13 protein-coding genes and 1 tRNA gene are annotated in these 15833 nt (G+C 61.7%); 3 read left to right on the top strand and 11 right to left on the bottom strand.

What is annotated here, in order from left to right; genetic code table 11:
• The 7 genes from HX869_RS08620 to HX869_RS08590 form a co-directional block, all read right to left on the bottom strand.
• On the bottom strand, nucleotides 1-1303 hold a 1303-nt coding region (locus HX869_RS08620; RefSeq protein WP_178902988.1), incomplete at its 3' end, for an LLM class flavin-dependent oxidoreductase.
• Nucleotides 1304-1340: 37 nt separating this feature from the next.
• Entirely contained in the window at nucleotides 1341-2999 is a 1659-nt protein-coding gene (locus HX869_RS08615; RefSeq protein WP_178902987.1) for an ABC transporter ATP-binding protein, read from the bottom strand.
• Nucleotides 2996-3859: an ABC transporter permease gene (locus tag HX869_RS08610; protein ID WP_003219920.1), complete on the bottom strand. Its 864-nt coding sequence runs from the start codon at nucleotides 3857-3859 to the stop codon at nucleotides 2996-2998. Before HX869_RS08610 ends, HX869_RS08615 begins: the two co-directional genes overlap by 4 nt.
• A gap of 15 nt (nucleotides 3860-3874) precedes the next feature.
• Nucleotides 3875-4927: an NADP(H)-dependent aldo-keto reductase gene (locus HX869_RS08605; RefSeq protein ID WP_177048143.1), complete on the bottom strand. Its 1053-nt coding sequence runs from the start codon at nucleotides 4925-4927 to the stop codon at nucleotides 3875-3877.
• Between the two features lie 32 nt (nucleotides 4928-4959).
• Entirely contained in the window at nucleotides 4960-6213 is a 1254-nt protein-coding gene (locus tag HX869_RS08600; protein ID WP_003219924.1) for an acyl-CoA dehydrogenase family protein, read from the bottom strand.
• A 23-nt stretch (nucleotides 6214-6236) separates the two neighbouring features.
• A complete protein-coding gene (locus tag HX869_RS08595; RefSeq protein ID WP_008431773.1) occupies nucleotides 6237-7169 on the bottom strand; it encodes an ABC transporter permease in 933 nt (310 codons plus the stop codon).
• Entirely contained in the window at nucleotides 7166-8869 is a 1704-nt protein-coding gene (locus HX869_RS08590; RefSeq protein ID WP_087694255.1) for an ABC transporter substrate-binding protein, read from the bottom strand. The genes HX869_RS08595 and HX869_RS08590 overlap by 4 nt, the downstream gene beginning before the upstream one ends.
• Before the next feature lie 433 nt (nucleotides 8870-9302).
• Between HX869_RS08590 and HX869_RS08585 the strand changes: the two genes are divergently transcribed.
• The 3 genes from HX869_RS08585 to HX869_RS08575 all read left to right on the top strand — a co-directional run bounded on the left by HX869_RS08585 (nucleotide 9303) and on the right by HX869_RS08575 (nucleotide 12599).
• Nucleotides 9303-11453, top strand: a complete 2151-nt coding sequence (locus tag HX869_RS08585; RefSeq protein WP_178902986.1) for a TonB-dependent receptor — start codon at nucleotides 9303-9305, stop codon at nucleotides 11451-11453.
• Nucleotides 11454-11545: 92 nt separating this feature from the next.
• The gene (locus HX869_RS08580) at nucleotides 11546-11728 is read left to right on the top strand and encodes a hypothetical protein (protein ID WP_256736756.1); all 183 of its coding nucleotides are present in this window, start codon (nucleotides 11546-11548) and stop codon (nucleotides 11726-11728) included.
• Between the two features lie 28 nt (nucleotides 11729-11756).
• Nucleotides 11757-12599, top strand: coding sequence for a CmcJ/NvfI family oxidoreductase (locus HX869_RS08575; protein WP_177123120.1), 843 nt, complete (start codon nucleotides 11757-11759; stop codon nucleotides 12597-12599).
• 41 nt (nucleotides 12600-12640) lie between these two features.
• Here the strand turns inward: HX869_RS08575 and HX869_RS08570 are convergent.
• From HX869_RS08570 to pheT, 4 genes are all read right to left on the bottom strand, one after another.
• Nucleotides 12641-12717: transfer RNA gene (locus HX869_RS08570), tRNA-Pro, on the bottom strand.
• Between the two features lie 90 nt (nucleotides 12718-12807).
• On the bottom strand, nucleotides 12808-13164 hold the full coding sequence (locus HX869_RS08565) for a MerR family transcriptional regulator (RefSeq protein ID WP_003219935.1): 357 nt from the start codon (nucleotides 13162-13164) through the stop codon (nucleotides 12808-12810).
• A complete protein-coding gene (ihfA, locus tag HX869_RS08560; RefSeq protein WP_002553164.1) occupies nucleotides 13145-13447 on the bottom strand; it encodes an integration host factor subunit alpha in 303 nt (100 codons plus the stop codon). Before ihfA ends, HX869_RS08565 begins: the two co-directional genes overlap by 20 nt.
• A gap of 3 nt (nucleotides 13448-13450) precedes the next feature.
• A complete protein-coding gene (gene pheT / locus HX869_RS08555; RefSeq protein WP_003219937.1) occupies nucleotides 13451-15829 on the bottom strand; it encodes a phenylalanine--tRNA ligase subunit beta in 2379 nt (792 codons plus the stop codon).
• Between the last annotated feature and the right edge of the window lie 4 nt (nucleotides 15830-15833).

Here is a 15833-nt window from a genome sequence, read left to right as displayed (position 1 = left end):
CCCCAAACAACCGCTCCCGCAACGTCTCCCCCTCGTTGTACCGCTCACGAAACCGCCCCCGACGACGCAACTCCGGCACCACCAATTCAATAAAGTCCCGCGCCGTCTCAAACGACAAATACTGCCTCAGGTTAATCCCGTCGATCCCATCCTCATCCAGCCATTTCTCAATCGCGTCCGCCACCACCGTCGGCGTACCCGCGACAAAAAACCGCTCGCGATTAAACCCACCCAGCTGCGCCAGTACCGCCCCAACAGTGGAGTCCGCCTTGTACCGGCTCAAACTCTCCCACCCCTTGACCTGCCGACTCACCAGATCACTGATCAACGTATCCCGCGGATACGCCGTCAAATCAATCGCCGACTGCCCGTGAGCCAGCGACGCCTCGACACTCACCAACTTGCGATAACTGTCGAGCTTGGCACTCACCTCCTCATCGGTCCGCCCAACGATCACCCCCGCCATCACAATAAACTTCAACCCCGCCGGATCGCGATCATGCTCAACCGCCTTCTGCCGCATCGCCTGGATATTCGCCCGCACCGCCGGCGCATCATTACCACCGGTAAACACCACTTCGGCGTGCCGCCCGGCAAACTCGATCCCGGCCGGTGACCCCGTAGCCTGAAACAACACCGGCGTACGCTGCCGCGAAGGCTGGCACAAGTGTGGGCCGGCAACCTTGAAGTGTTCCCCCACGTGGTTGATATAGCGCACCTTGTCCGGATCGGTGTAGATCCGACGCTCACGGTCGACAATCACCGCGTCATCGTCCCAGGAGCCTTCCCAAAGCTTGTACAGCACGTCGAGGTATTCATCGGCGATCTCGTAGCGGTGATCGTGAACCACCTCAGTGTCATGCCCGAAGTTGCGCGCCGCATTCGGCAAATACGAGGTGACGATGTTCCAGCCCACCCGCCCCTTGGTCAGGTGATCGAGGGTACTCATGCGCCGCGCAAAGGCGAACGGCGGTTCGTAGGTAGTGGAAAAGGTCGCGCCGAAACCCAGGTTCTTGGTCACCCCGGCCATCGCCGGAATCACCAGCAGAGGGTCGTTGCTGGGAATCTGCATGCCCTCACGCAGCGAGGTCTCGGGGCCGTCGCGAAAGCGGTCATAGGTGCCAATCACATCGGCCAGGAACACGCCATCAAAGGTGCCGTATTCCAGCAGCTGCGCCAGCTCGGTCCAATAGTCCAGGTCGTTGAAACGGTGCCGGTTGTTGTCCGGGTGCACCCACAAACCATGGACGATGTGGCTGACGCAGTTCATTTCAAACAAATTCACGTGCAGTTGCTTGGGCACCAGGAGCACTCCTTTCGTAGATACGTTTTCCAATACGTCAGATCGCGACATTCAGGTAGAACGGGATCGGCGTGTAGTCGGTTTCAAGGGTCGGGATCGCATCGATCAGCGCGCGGGTATAGGCATGGGCCGGACGGTCGAACACCGCGCGTACCGAGCCGGACTCCACCACTTCACCGGCCTTCATCACCAGCACGCGCTCGCTGACGTGGTTGATCACGCCGAGGTCATGGGAAATGAACAGGCAAGCCAGGCCGAGGCGGCGCTTGAGGTCGTCGAGCAGTTCGAGAATCTGTGCCTGTACCGACACGTCGAGTGCCGACACCGGTTCATCGCAGATCAGGATCTGCGGCTCGGAAGCCAACGCTCGGGCAATCGCGATGCGCTGGCGCTGGCCACCGGAAAGTTCGATCGGCCGGCGCGACAAGGCGCTGGCATCAAGGCGTACCAGTTCCAGCAGTTCCAGGGCACGGTCGCGCCGGGCATGACGCGGTACGCCAGCCACCACCAGCGCTTCGAACAGCACACGCTGCACGGTGTAGCGTGGGTCGAAGGAGCTGAGCGGGTCCTGGAACACCACTTGCACCGCACGCCGGGCTTCGCGTTTTTGCCTGGCGTCGAGGTCGGACCAGCGCTGGCCATTGATCCACACCTCGCCTGCATCGGCGGCTTCCAGGCCGAGTATCAGCCGGGTCAAGGTGGTCTTGCCGCAACCCGATTCGCCCACCACCCCCAGCGTCTCGCCGCGACGCAGCTGTAGCGACACCTGGTTCAGCACAGTGCGGGTTTTGCCGTCGGGGCCGACAAAGGTTTTGGACAGCTCGCGTGCTTCAAGCAGTATTTCGCCCTGGGGCGCCGGCTCGGGCTCCACCGCCGTGAGCAGTCGGCGTGTGGGCTGGAAGTGCACGGCCTTGGCGGCCCGCAGCAGCAGTTGGGTATACGGATGACGCGGGTCTTGCAGGACCTGTTCGGTGCTGCCCTCCTCCACGATCACCCCGTGGCGCATCACAGCCACGCGATCGGCAAGGCGCGAGACCACCGACAGGTCGTGGCTGACCATCAGCAGTGCATTGTCTTCACCGCGCAGGCTCTCCAGCAGGGCGATGACCTGGGCCTGCACCGTAGCATCCAGTGCCGTGGTAGGTTCATCGGCAATGATCAGCCGCGGATTGCAGGCAATCGCCGAGGCGATCAGCGCCCGCTGGCGCAAGCCACCGGAAAGTTGCCAGGGGTATTGGCTGGCGCGCAGTTCCGGTTCCGGCACACCGACATCCCGCAGCAGTTCCAGCACCCGCAGGCGGCGCGCTTCCAGGCCCAATGCGGTGTGCAGGTGCAACGGTTCTTCGATCTCGGCACCGACGCGGCGCAGCGGGTCCAGCGCGCCCAACGCGTCCTGCATCACAAAGCCGATGCTCGCGCCGCGCAGTTGCTGCCAGGCCCGCTCGTTGAGCTGGCGCAGGTCGACGCCCTGGAAGGCCAGCTTGGCAGCCTGGACATGGGCGTCCTTGCCGGTGAGGCCAGCCAGGGTGCGGGCGGTGACGCTTTTGCCGGACCCCGACTCCCCCACCAGCGCGAGGCATTCGCCCCGGTTCAACTGCAGACTGACACCGTGCAACACTGGCTCGGCCTGGCCGAAACGTACTGTGAGGTCGCGGATATCGACCAACGGGCCGAGGGTATGGATGTTCATCGTCATAGAGGCTTTCCTTCGCTGCGGCGCAAGAGTTCGCGGCCGATGGCACTGATGGAAACAACGGTCAGGGTGATGATCAGGGCGGGCCAGGCCACCAGCCACGGCGCATTGGCCAGGAAGCTGCGCCCGATGGACATCATCCCGCCCCACTCCGGCGCAGGCGGCGGTGCGCCGAAGCCGAGAAAACTCAAGGCGGCACCGGCAGTGATCGCGCCGCCGATGCCGATGGTGGCGAGGATCAACACTGGCTTGAACGCATTCGGCAGGATGTGCCGCAGCACCACCGCCAGTTGCGATTGGCCGAGGGTGACGGCGGATTCGACGTAGCCGGCATTGCGTACGCTGAGGGTTTGCGCCCGCACCAGGCGCGCATAACGCGGCACGCCAGCGATGCCTATCGCGAGAATCAGATTGGCCGTGCCCTGGCCGAAAAACGTGATGATCACCAGCGCCAGCAACAGGTCGGGAAAGGACAGCAGCACGTCGATACCGCGCATCAAGGCGCCGTCCAGCCAACGCGGACCGAGCCCGGCGATCAACCCGAGCAAGGTGCCCCAGGCCAGTCCCAGCGCAGTGGCGGCGAGGCCCATGAACAGCGACGAACGCACGCCATAAATCAATCGGCTGAGCACATCGCGCCCGTTCTCATCAGTGCCCAGCCAATGCACATTGCTCGGCGCCTGGAACGCCATGCGCGCCGACGCCTCCAACGGGTCATACGGGGCCAGCCATTGCGGAACAACGGCGGCCAACAGCAACAGCCCGACAAATACCCCGGCGAGCAACAGACCCGGCCGCAGTTGGGTAAACCCGACAAGACGCAACGGGCGATTGCCGATCAACGTTTCAATGGTTTGCGTCATGCCAGGCTCCTGGTGCTAGGGCGCGGGGTTGGGGATGCGCTGGTGGATGGCCTGGATCTGCGCCTTGATCTCATCGCCAAGAGTCACGTCCAGCGCGCCGAGGTTGTCGCGCAATTGCGCCAGGCTGGTTTGCCCGGTCAGTGCGCTGGTGACGAAGGGTTTGTCGATGATGAAGGCCAGGGCCAGTTGGGCCGGGGTGAGGCCATGTTGCCGGGCAATCTCCACGTAGCCGGTGATGGCCTCCTGGGCCGAGGCACTGTCGTAGCGATTGAAAGTGCGGTACACCGCCGACAGCCGCGAGCCCTCGGGCCGTGCGCCGCCGAGGTACTTGCCGGTGAGCGCACCGAAGGCCAGCGGCGAGTACGCCAGCAGCCCGACGCCTTCGCGATGGGTGAACTCCGAGAGGCCGCCTTCGTACAGGCGGTTAAGCAGGCTGTAGGGGTTTTGCACGCTGGCAATGCGCGGCAGGCCGAGGCGTTCGCTTTGCTTGAGAAACTCGGCGACGCCCCACGGGGTTTCATTGGAAACCCCGATGTGGCGCACCTTGCCAGCCTTGACCTGATCGGCCAGCACCGCCAGGGTTTCCTCGATGGCGACGCTCTGGGTGTCTGCCTGATACGGGTATTCGCGCTGGCCGAAGATGTTGGTGGTGCGGTCGGGCCAGTGCAGTTGGTACAGGTCGAGGTAGTCGGTGTTCAGGCGTTTGAGGCTGCCGTCGAGGGCTTCGACGATGTTGCGCCGGTCGTGGTGGCTGAGGCCGTCGCGAATGTGTTGCTGGCTGCTGGGGTCACGGGCCGGCCCGGCGATTTTGCTCGCCAGGATCACCTCGTCACGTCGACCACTGGCCGCCAGCCAGCTGCCGATGTAACGCTCGGTGGTGCGCCAGGTTTCGGCCTTGGTGGGCGTGGGGTACATCTCGGCGGTGTCGATGAAATTGATACCTTCGGCCAGTGCCAGGTCGATCTGTTGATGGGCATCGTTTTCGGTGTTCTGGTGGCCCCAGGTCATGGTGCCGAGGCCCAGCACGCTGACTTGGATGTCGCTGTTGCCCAGTTGGCGGTAACGCATGGGTGATCCTTTTTTCTTCAAGGGTTGATGGCTCATACCGCACTCGCTTCGTCGCGGGCGGCCTGCTGCTCGGCGTCGGCGGCTTGCAGGCTGCGCCAGGCGGCGTTCGGGGTGACGTCATTGAGGTAGTAGTTGCCCAGTGCCCGTTCGCGAAAGATCGCCGGGTTGTGGGAGGCCAGGGTTCGCGCGTTGCGCCAATGCCGGTCGAAGCGACGCGACTCGCTGGTGGCGGAGGCGCCGCCGACTTCGAACAGCAGCGTGGTGGCTTCCAGTACCTGTTCCAGCACGATCTGTTGCGCCTGAAAAGCGCGAATCTCGGCCTCGGTGTAATGCTGTTCGGTTGCGTGCCCGCCCTGCTCCGCTTCGTGCACGTCCTGCAGCACCTCGGCGACGGCCAGCACCTGGGTGCGTGCGGCATAGGCCAGGCTCGACAAGCGGCCGATCACGCGCTGCACCAGCGGGTCATCCTTGGGGCTCGATTGCCCCGGCACACCAAACGCGCGGGTGCGGCCCTTGACGAATTCGGTGGCGTCACGCAGCACGGCGTTGGCGATGCCGGCCAGGGTCGCCAGGTGGAACAGCTGGTAGAAAGCGCTCAGGTAGGACTCGGCGCGCAGTTCGTCTTTCTTGAAGCGCCGCACAATGTGCTGCTCCGGTACGTTCACCGCCTTGAAGCGGGTGGTGCCGCTGCCGGTGAGTCGCTGGCCAAAGCCGTCCCAGTCATCCTCGACGGTGACACCCGGCGCGTCGGTGCGTACCGCCAGGCTGACAAAATCTTCGCCATCCAGGGCCACGGCGGCGATCCAGTTGGCGTACAGCGTGCCGGTGCAGTAGTACTTTTCACCGTCCAGCTGCCAGCCGGAATCGACCGCGCTGAGGGTCACCGAGTTGCGGGTGGTGTCGGTGCGTTCGGCCATGGCGGCGCCCCACAACTCGCCGTCGACGACTTTGGCGAACCAGTAATCCTGGGAAGCGCTGTCGCGACTGGAAAGCCGGCCTTCAACAAACCCGAAATGCGCGCGCACAATCTGCGGCAGGTTTGAATCGGCCTCTCCCAGCTCAATCAACAGGCGAAACAGCTGCGGCAGGCTTGCACCCAGGCCGCCCAAGGCCTGCGGCACACGCAGTGCGCCAAAGCCGGCCTCGCGCAGCCATGCCACCGCGTCATGGGCCAGCTCGCGTTGCTGCTCGCGGGCGACGGCGGTGTCGGCTATCCGGGCAAATACGTCAGCGAAACGCTGGTGCAAGTCGGCATAACTCACTTCAGCGGGGATCGAAGCACTCATGGTTTTTCCTTCTTCAAAGGCACTCACGCTTGGTTGGCCCGAGGGTCAATCCAGCGGTTGATCAAATCGACGGCCAGGTTCACCAGCACATAGACGGTGGCGGCCAGCAAGGTCACGCCCAGCACCACCGGCACGTCTTTGTTGCTGGTGGCATCGAGCATCAAGCGCCCGATGCCCTGGCGTGCAAACAGCAATTCCACCACCACCGCGCCGCCCAGCAGGCTGGCGAACACGAACCCGGCCAGGGTCACCAACGGCACCAGCGCATGGCGCAAGGCATGACGCAGGCGCACAGCGGTTTCGGACAAGCCACGGGCACGGGCCATGGCAATAAAGGGTTGTTCGAGGGTGTCTTCCAGGGACTGGCGCAGCAGCTGGGTCAGCACTGCCGCCACCGGCAACGCCAGCGCGATCGAGGGCAGGATCAATGAGCGCCAGCCAACGGAACCGGAGGGCGGCAACCAGTGCCAATGAAACGAAAACACCAGCAACAACAGCATCCCGATCACAAACGAAGGTGCTGAAGACAGCACCAGCTCGCTGCCTGAAACGGCTGAACGCACCCAACGCGAACGGTTGGCGGTGAGGATCGCGCACACCAGGGCCAATACCACCGCCAGCAACGCCGCGCTCAGGGACAGTTGAATGGTTGCACCGATCTGCTCGGCAATCGCCTGCTGCACCGGGATGCGCAAGCGATAGGACTCGCCCAGGTCGCCATGGGCCAGGCGCACCAGGTAATTGCCGTATTGCACTATCAGGGGTTGGTCCAGGCCGTACTCGGCACGCACCCGGGCCAGCAGCTCCGGGGTGGGCATCGAATCCGGCCCGCCGAGGATTGCCAGCGCCGTGTCACCGCCGCTGAAATTGACCGCGAGGAACGTCAGCGTCGCCGCGCCCCACAGCACGCCAATGCCCGCCAGCAGGCGCCAGGCGATGGATTTGAACAGGCTCATGGTTGCCCCCGGTCCAGCCAGATGCTGGTGAAGAACGGTACGTTGTGGGAGGTATCGAAAATCACGCCCTGGACTTGTCGACCATAGGCGGTGAGTACCTGGGCTTCCACCGAAGGCACCGACGGCACGGTTTCGGTCAGGCGCTTTTGTGCCTCGCCATAGAGCGCCTGCAACTCAACCGGATCGCGGGATTGGCGAGCGGCGCTGAGCACGCGATCCAGTTCGGCATCACGGAAGCGTCCAACGTTCTGGCCGATCCTTTTATCGGTGCTGATGGACTCGCTGTGATAAAGCACGAACATGCCGTCGGGTGTGTTGGTGTGCCAGTAACCGTCCGCCATCGCCTGGAACTTACCGGCATAGCGCCTCTCGATCACCCGGGTCAGCGGCAGCATCTCGACGGTCATCTCAAAGCCGACTTTTTTCAGGTCGGCCTGGATGGCCACCGAAACGCTGCCGGGAAAGGCCGGGCTGCTATAGGCCAACAAGGTCGCCTTCAGGCGCTGCCCGGCCTTGGTCCGATAGCCCTGGGCGTCGCGCCCTGTCCAACCGGCATCATCGAGCAAGGTATTGGCCGCCTTGACGTCGTAGGCCAGGGCCTCTTTGTTGGGTTGATAAAACCGGGTATTCGCCGCCAGGAAATCGGCTTTGGCGATGTATTCGCCGAAGCCGGAAATCCACGCCAATCCTTCGCGGTCGACGGCTTTGGCCACGGCGCGACGTACTCGCACGTCGTCGAATGGCGCCTGCTCGACGTTGAACACGATGCCACGGCTCGGGTTGCCCTTGCGAATCCGGCTGCGCATCACCAGGTCGGGGTTGGCGCGGATGGCGGCGGCATTCTGGGCCGGTGCATCAAGCGCGAAATCCGACTGGCCGGACTCTAGCGCCGTGAAGCGGATCATGGCTTCGGGGACGTAGCTCAGTTCGATACGGTCCAGGTAGGCTTCGCCCGCGTGGCGCGTCACCGGTGGCGCCCAGTTATAGCCGGGGCGCTTGATGAACACCGCGCCCTGGTCACGGGTGTAGCTCTGCAACGTAAACGGCCCGCTGCCGATGGGGTGCTCGGCGATGGTCTTCGGCGCCTCGCGAATCTGCCTGGGGGAGATCATGCTCAGCCAGGACTGCGCCAGCACATCCAGGAACGGCGTATAGGGTTCGCGCAAATGGGCTTCGAAGGTGTAGTCGTCGATGACCTTGCCATCCAGGTACGGCGCGATATAGGCCGCGGCCAGTGGGGACTTGGTCGCCGGGTCGCGCATGTGGTCCAGGTTGGTTTGCAGCGCCTGGGCATTGAATTTCTCGCCGTCGCTGAAGGTCACGTCGTCGCGCAGGTGAAAGGTGTAGGTCTTGCCGTCGTCGGAGATGTCCCAGGAGCGGGCCAGCCACGGGCTGATATTGCCCTGCTCGTCCTGGTACACCAGGCAATCGAAGAGAATCCGGCCCATCCACTGGATGTTGCCGTTAGACAGTGCGTGAACATCGAAACTGCCGGCGTCGGAGGCGGCTGAGACGCGCAAAGTTCCGCCACTGCGCCCCGGTGACGACTCATGAAAGTCCGTCGCCGAATAAGTCACTACACCGTTGGTGACCGTGCCATCAGCCGCAGACGTTTCATGTTTCGGTGCCGCAGCCGGTGAGCAGGCATTGACTGCCAGGCACAGTGAAATAACCGCCGAAAGTTTCAGGATGGTTGTCAATGACACTTCCTTAGAGGAACTCGATGAACACTGAAAGTTTGCAATTACGGGATGTAATGCAGTGAGCATGCCAGTCTTCAAGAAACGCCATATTGACCATGAAACCGGCGCAAAACCCTTGTAAAACGGGGCAAACACTGCCAAACACTTATATGGTTATACCCGTTATACACCCCGAGATTGTTGGTAGCCTTACACACTGCTTATCAACTGTTGCGTTCGAGACAGCTGCGGCAATCCCAGGCATTAAAGTTGACTGTTGAGAATCAAACACCGATTCAAAACAAAGTATCCCGCAGAACACTTAACCTTAACTAAGCGCCCGTATTCCTTGGCCAATAGTCTTGGCATAGAAACTGCTCAGAGCGAAACAGGCATGACTATTCGAATAGAAAGCTGGGGCTCTTTTATCTATTCACAAGGAACACGCTTAATGGATCCAATCTTTCGGGGAGAGTTGCAAAAGTTGACACTTGCCGTGCGGCAAGCAACTTGGCTGGCGATGGTGGGGCTGGGCTCAGCCCTGGTTTTTTCCGCCAGTGTGCAGGCAGATGATGAGGTCACACCGACGACCGGAACACGGCTAAAGACGGTGACAGTAGAGGCACAAAAAATCACGCCCGTTGAGGCAGCCAAAAGTCAGCTGTCCGAAGTGCCAGGCGGCACCAGCGTAGTCGACAGCGAACAAGTGGCCAAGGGACGCACCGCCACCTTGCAGGACACCCTCGCCTATCAGCCGGGCGTGTTCGTGCAGTCCACCGGCGGCAACGACGCGGCCAAGATCTCCATTCGTGGCTCGGGCGCCAACACCTCGCCGGGGTATTTCCGTGAGGGCATCAAGTTCCTGTTCGACGGCCTGCCGATCACCGGCCCGGGCGGCACACCCTACGAATTCCTCAACGGCTCGGGGGTGAACTACACCGAGATCCTGCGGGGTGCCAACGCCTTCCAGTACGGCGCACTGAGCCTTGGCGGCGCCATCAACTTCGTCAACCAGACCGGTTACACCGCACCCGGGCTGCGGGTGCGAGCGGAAACCGGGAGCTACGGCTACAACAAGCAAAGCCTGAGTGTCGGCGGCGTCGAGGGTGCGTTCGATTACTACCTGAATGCCGACAACTACCGCAGCGACGGTTACCGCGACTACAGCCTGTCGAAGAGCCAGGGCGTGGTGGCCAACTTTGGCTACCGCTTCAGCCCGCAACTCGAAACCCGGGTGATGCTGCGTTACCGCGACGAGTTCCACAACGACCCGAGCGCCACCACCCTGGATGCGGTCAAGCACCATTCCGACCGTGCCAGTGCCACCGCCGAAAGCAGCGGCGCCGGCAGCCGTCGCCCCGGCAGCGTATGGCTGGGCAGCAAGACCACCTACACCTTTGAGGACGACGCCACCCTGTCGGTGGGTTTCGTCTACTACCAGTACGCCCACAACAACAGCCCGAACAGCCCGAGCAACCCCAGCTACTGGGACTGGCATGACCTGAGCGCGGTGATCAACTACGACCGCCGCGACACCCTGTTCGGCCACGAAAGCCGCTCCAGCCTGGCCTTCACCTCCACCGAGCACCTCAAGGGCCAGGTCGACTCCACCTTCGCCAACAAACAGACGAGCAAGTTCGTCGACTACAGCTCCTCGTTCGATCACGTGTTCTCCGTGGGCAACGACCTGGAACTGGTGGACGGCCTGTGGCTGACCAGTGGCGTCTCGGCGATCAACGTGCGCCGCCATGCCGACGTCAAGGAAGCCCTGGTGGCCAACACCACCACCTACCCGAGCGATGTGACCTACGACAACTGGAGCCTGGCACCGCGAGTGGGCGTGCGTTACGAGTTCAACCCACAACTGCAAGTGTTTGCCAACGTCAGCCGCTCCGTCGACCCACCGGCGTCGTGGGAATACTCCGGCTCCGGGCCGACCACGCCGTACGTACGGCCGCTGGTGGAACAGAAAGCCAATACCGTGGAAGTCGGGATCAAGGGTTCGTCGGGCATCTTCGACGGCAGCCTGGCGCTCTACCGCTCGTGGGTGAAAAATGAATTGCTCAACGTGCAGATCATCCCGGCCACCTCCACGGCTGCTGCGGTCACCGGTGCATTCAACGCCACGCCGACGATCCACCAAGGGATCGAGGCCGGCTTGAATACACGCCTGTGGGAAAACACCTCGGGTGAAAAAATCACCCTGCGCCAGGTGTACACCTATAACGACTTCTACTACCGCCACGACCCGACCTTCGGCGACAACCAACTGCCGGGGATTCCGAAGCATATCTATCAGGGCGAAGTGCAGTATCAGCACCCGGCGGGCTTCTATACCGGGGTGAATGTGCAATCGGCTTCGCGTACGGCGGTGGACTATGCGAACAGCTTCTATGCGCCCTCCTACACAATCTTCGGGGCGAACGTGGGGTATGAAACGCCGAGCAAGGACTGGAAGGTGTCGCTGGATTTGAAGAACCTGACCAATCAGAAATACGTGACAGCGGTGCAGCCGTTGTATGACGCGAAGGGGCAGGATACGGCGTCGTTGTATCCAGGGGATGGGATTGGGGCTTATGTGGCGGTGGAAATGCGCTATTGAGTCAGCGCATAACCTTAGCTGTCGATGTTCTTATTCCTCACGCCCGGCGATGGGTAAATTGTTAGCCACGTATCTCATTGAGGAAGTGGCTAATGTCTGAGTCTCGATCCGAGCCTGTGGTGTGGATTGCCGGTGTGGGTGCCGTGGCCGGCCTGGGAGCGGCGCTGGCGCGACGCTTCGCGCGGGAGGGTTTGCAGGTGGCAGTCAGCGGCAGGAGCCCGGACAAGTTGCAGACCCAGGAACTGGACCTGCGGCCCTTCAAGGAACCCTTCTGAAAACCGCCTCACGCCTGGAGGATTGTTCATGGGAACTCATCAGACTCATCTCGCCCCGCCATCGGTCATCGGCGAACTCAACTACCTGCTGGACACCGGCGAGCGACCGGTGAACTACACCTTCCCGCAGCCAGACGGCACACCCAAGCGCAACGGCGTGCTGGACCCCACCCAAGTGAGTATTCACAACGCCCGGTTGCTCGACGAACCGGCTTGTCTGGATCGCAACGGTTTCGAAAGAATCGACCACACCAGCTCGGTGCCTGACCTGGAAAACGATGATCAGGTCCGTGAACACTACTATCCGGAAACCGAAGCCTTGCTCAAGCAACAGACCGGTGCGGTGAAAGTGGTGATCTTCGACCACACCATCCGGGTGGACGAGCCTGGACGCGAGGACCGCGGGCTGCGTGAGCCGGTGCGGTACGTGCATAACGACCAGACCGAGCGCTCGGCAATTCGCAGGGTACGTGATCATTTGCCTGCGGATGAGGCTGAACAGCGGCTGCTGGAACGGTTTGCGATTATTAACGTCTGGCGGCCGATTGGTGCGCCGGTCCTGAGTACCCCACTCGCCCTGTGCGATGCGCAAAGCATGGCCGAGAGCGACTTGCTGCCCAGCGACCTGGTGTATCGGGACAAGGTTGGCGAGACTTTTTCGGTCAAGGCCAATCCCGCACATCGCTGGTATTACTACCCGCAGTTGCGGCCGGATGAAGTGCTGCTGTTGAAGATCCATGACTCGCGTAGCGATGTTGCAAGGCGCAGCGCACATACGGCGTTTGATGACCCGACTACGCCGGTGGATGCACCGCCAAGGAGGAGTATCGAGGTGCGGGCGTTGGTGTTTTTTGGGAATGCAGGGAAATAAAAAAGGCCGCGAGATAAATCTCGCGGCCTTTTTAAATTATATGGTCGGGACGGAGTGATTCGAACACTCGACCCCTAGCACCCCATGCTAGTGCGCTACCGGACTGCGCTACGCCCCGACTAGGCGTGTTACTGGGTTCGCTTCGCAACGAAGCGATCAGGAATATACCGCAAGCTTTTGAAATGTGGAAGTATTTTAAAAGCCGGAATTACTTCTTCAAAACCACCAGCACATCTTCGAGTTCGGAGATCATCTGGCGGATCATTTGCTTGTATTGGGTGGTGTCGTCTTTGGCTTCATCACCGGACATACGCTGGCGCGCGCCGCTGATGGTGAACCCCTGGTCGTACAGCAACGCACGGATCTGTCGGATCATCAGCACATCCTGGCGCTGATAATACCGACGGTTCCCGGTGCGTTTGACGGGGTTGAGTTGAGGAAACTCCTGCTCCCAATAGCGCAGCACGTGCGGCTTTACCGCACAAAGCTCGCTGACTTCACCAATGGTGAAGTAGCGTTTGCCTGGGATGACGGGCAGTTCGTCGTTATGACTTGGTTCCAGCATAAGCCTCAACTCGGGCCTTCAACTTCTGCCCTGGACGAAAGGTGACCACACGGCGAGCCGTGATCGGGATTTCTTCTCCCGTTTTTGGATTGCGGCCAGGCCGCTGGCGTTTGTCCCGCAGGTCAAAATTGCCGAAACCGGACAATTTGACCTGTTCGTTGTCTTCAAGTGCGTGCCTGATTTCTTCAAAGAACAGCTCGACCAATTCCTTGGCCTCGCGCTTGTTCAGGCCCAGCTCTTCATACAGACGTTCCGCCATCTCAGCTTTCGTCAAAGCCCCCATACGTCACTTCCTTAACGTGGCGTTCAACCTTTGTTCGAGCGAGGTGAGGATATTTTGCGTCGTCGTATTCACCTCATCGTCATTAAGAGTGCGCGATGGATGCTGCCAGGTCAAGCCAACTGCAAGGCTTTTTCTATGCGGATCAATGCCTTTACCCTGATAGACGTCAAATAGCCTGAGGTCTGTCAGCCATTCCCCTGCATTTTCACGGATTACGTCCAGAACAGCACTGGCCGCAACACCTTGATCGGCAATCAGCGCCAGATCACGTCGTACTTCAGGGAAACGCGACAACTCGCTGAATTTAGGCATTTTGCCCGAGGCCACTTCAGCCAAGACTAGCTCAAAAACGAAGACTGGACGGTCCAGCCCCAAGGTTTTCGACAGTTCCGGGTGAATCGCGCCAACGAAGCCCACCAGGCGACCTTCACGTTCGATACGGGCGGTCTGGCCCGGGTGCAACGCCGGGTGTTTGCCAGGGGTGAAAGTGAAGGCATCCAGCGCACCAGCAAAGCCCAGCACCGCTTCCACATCGGCCTTGACGTCGAAGAAGTCGACGGTGTCGCGACCTTGTGCCCAGCCTTCCGGCAGACGGCTGCCGCAAACCACGCCAGCCAGCATCGGCTCTTGTTTCAGGCCATCCAGCTGACCGACGAAACGCAGGCCGCTTTCGAACATGCGCACGCGGTCTTGCTGACGGTTCAGGTTGTGGGACAGCGCCTTAACCAGACCCGGCCACAGCGACGAGCGCATGGCGGCCATGTCGTTGGAGATCGGGTTAGCCAGCAACAGCGGCTCGACACCCGGGTTGAACAGTTCGAATTGCTTTGGATCGATGAAGCTGTAGGTCACCGCTTCCTGATAACCACGGGCAACCAGCAGGCGACGCAGTTCCGGCAGGTGTGCACGGGCTTCGGCTTTCGGCTGCGGCGCCAGGCGCGCTTGCGGGTAACGAACCGGCAGGCGGTTGTAGCCGTACAGGCGGGCCAGTTCTTCGATCAGGTCGACTTCCAGGCTGATATCGAAGCGATGGCTTGGCACTTCTACGTGCCACTGCCCTGCTTCACCGGCCGAGATGCCGAGGCCGAGTGCCGACAGCAGGCGCTCGATTTCAACCGGCTCGATCACCAGGCCGAGCATTTGCTCAACGGCCTTGGCGCGCAGGATGATCGGTGCAACCGACGGCAGGTGCTGTTCGCTGACGGTTTCGATGATCGGGCCGGCTTCGCCGCCAGTGATTTCCAGCAGCAGGCCAGTGGCGCGCTCCATGGCTTCACGGGCCAGCTGCCAGTCCACGCCACGCTCGTAGCGGTGCGAGGCGTCGGTGTGCAGGCCATAGGAACGGGCCTTGCCAGCGATGGCGATCTGATCGAAGAAAGCGCTTTCGAGAAAGATGTCGCGAGTGGTTGCGGACACGCCACTGTGCTCCCCCCCCATCACGCCGGCAATCGCCAGGGCGCGGGAATGGTCAGCGATCACCAGGGTGTCGGCACGCAGGCTGACTTCCTGGCCGTCGAGCAGTACCAGCTTCTCGCCTTCCTCAGCCATGCGCACGCGGATGCCGCCGTTGATTTCGGCGAGATCGAAGGCGTGCAGCGGTTGGCCCAGTTCCAGCATCACGTAGTTGGTGATATCGACGGCAGCGTCGATGCTGCGCACTTCGGAACGGCGCAGGCGCTCAACCATCCACAGCGGGGTTGGCTTGGACAGGTCGACGTTACGGATCACGCGACCCAGGTAACGTGGGCAGGCATTGGGGGCGAGCACTTCGATCGAACGCACTTCGTCGTGCACGGCAGGTACCGCTGCAACCACCGGGCGGGTCACGGTCGCGGCGTACAGTGCGCCGACTTCACGCGCCAGGCCCGCCAGCGACAGGCAGTCGCCACGGTTCGGGGTCAGGTCGACCTCGATGCTGGCATCTTCCAGTTCCAGATAGACACGGATGTCCTGGCCCACTGGCGCGTCGGCCGGCAGTTCCATCAGGCCATCGTTGCCTTCACCGACCTGCAGCTCCGCCTGGGAGCACAGCATGCCGTTGGACTCAACGCCACGCAGCTTGGCCTTCTTGATCTTGAAGTCGCCTGGCAGCTCGGCACCGATCATGGCGAACGGGATTTTCAGGCCCGGGCGCACGTTTGGCGCTCCGCACACGACCTGGAAGGTTTCCGCGCCGTTGCTGACCTGGCACACACGCAACTTGTCAGCGTCCGGGTGTTGCTCGGTGCTCAGCACCTCACCCACTACCACGCCACTGAAAACACCGGCGGCCGGCGTAACGCTATCGACCTCAAGGCCGGCCATCGACAGACGAGCAACCAGCTCGTCGCGACTTACCTGCGGGCTTACCCAGCCACGCAGCCATTGTTCACTGAATTTCATCCTG

This window comes from Pseudomonas sp. P7779, from assembly GCF_013386315.1.
Lineage (GTDB): Bacteria > Pseudomonadota > Gammaproteobacteria > Pseudomonadales > Pseudomonadaceae > Aquipseudomonas.
Note: the sequence above shows the minus strand (reverse complement) of the source record. Positions and strands in the feature narration are given on the sequence as shown.

Excerpts from the sequence above, each read along its gene's own strand:
- HX869_RS08565 (WP_003219935.1), bottom strand. The coding sequence starts at position 13,164 with ATGCTGGAACCAAGTCATAACGACGAACTGCCCGTCATCCCAGGCAAA.
- HX869_RS08605 (WP_177048143.1), bottom strand. The coding sequence starts at position 4,927 with ATGCGTTACCGCCAACTGGGCAACAGCGACATCCAAGTCAGCGTGCTG.
- ihfA (WP_002553164.1), bottom strand. The coding sequence starts at position 13,447 with ATGGGGGCTTTGACGAAAGCTGAGATGGCGGAACGTCTGTATGAAGAG.
- HX869_RS08600 (WP_003219924.1), bottom strand. The coding sequence starts at position 6,213 with ATGAGTGCTTCGATCCCCGCTGAAGTGAGTTATGCCGACTTGCACCAG.
- HX869_RS08575 (WP_177123120.1), top strand. The coding sequence starts at position 11,757 with ATGGGAACTCATCAGACTCATCTCGCCCCGCCATCGGTCATCGGCGAA.
- HX869_RS08615 (WP_178902987.1), bottom strand. The coding sequence starts at position 2,999 with ATGACGATGAACATCCATACCCTCGGCCCGTTGGTCGATATCCGCGAC.
- pheT (WP_003219937.1), bottom strand. The coding sequence starts at position 15,829 with ATGAAATTCAGTGAACAATGGCTGCGTGGCTGGGTAAGCCCGCAGGTA.
- HX869_RS08595 (WP_008431773.1), bottom strand. The coding sequence starts at position 7,169 with ATGAGCCTGTTCAAATCCATCGCCTGGCGCCTGCTGGCGGGCATTGGC.
- HX869_RS08610 (WP_003219920.1), bottom strand. The coding sequence starts at position 3,859 with ATGACGCAAACCATTGAAACGTTGATCGGCAATCGCCCGTTGCGTCTT.
- HX869_RS08585 (WP_178902986.1), top strand. The coding sequence starts at position 9,303 with ATGGATCCAATCTTTCGGGGAGAGTTGCAAAAGTTGACACTTGCCGTG.
- HX869_RS08580 (WP_256736756.1), top strand. The coding sequence starts at position 11,546 with ATGTCTGAGTCTCGATCCGAGCCTGTGGTGTGGATTGCCGGTGTGGGT.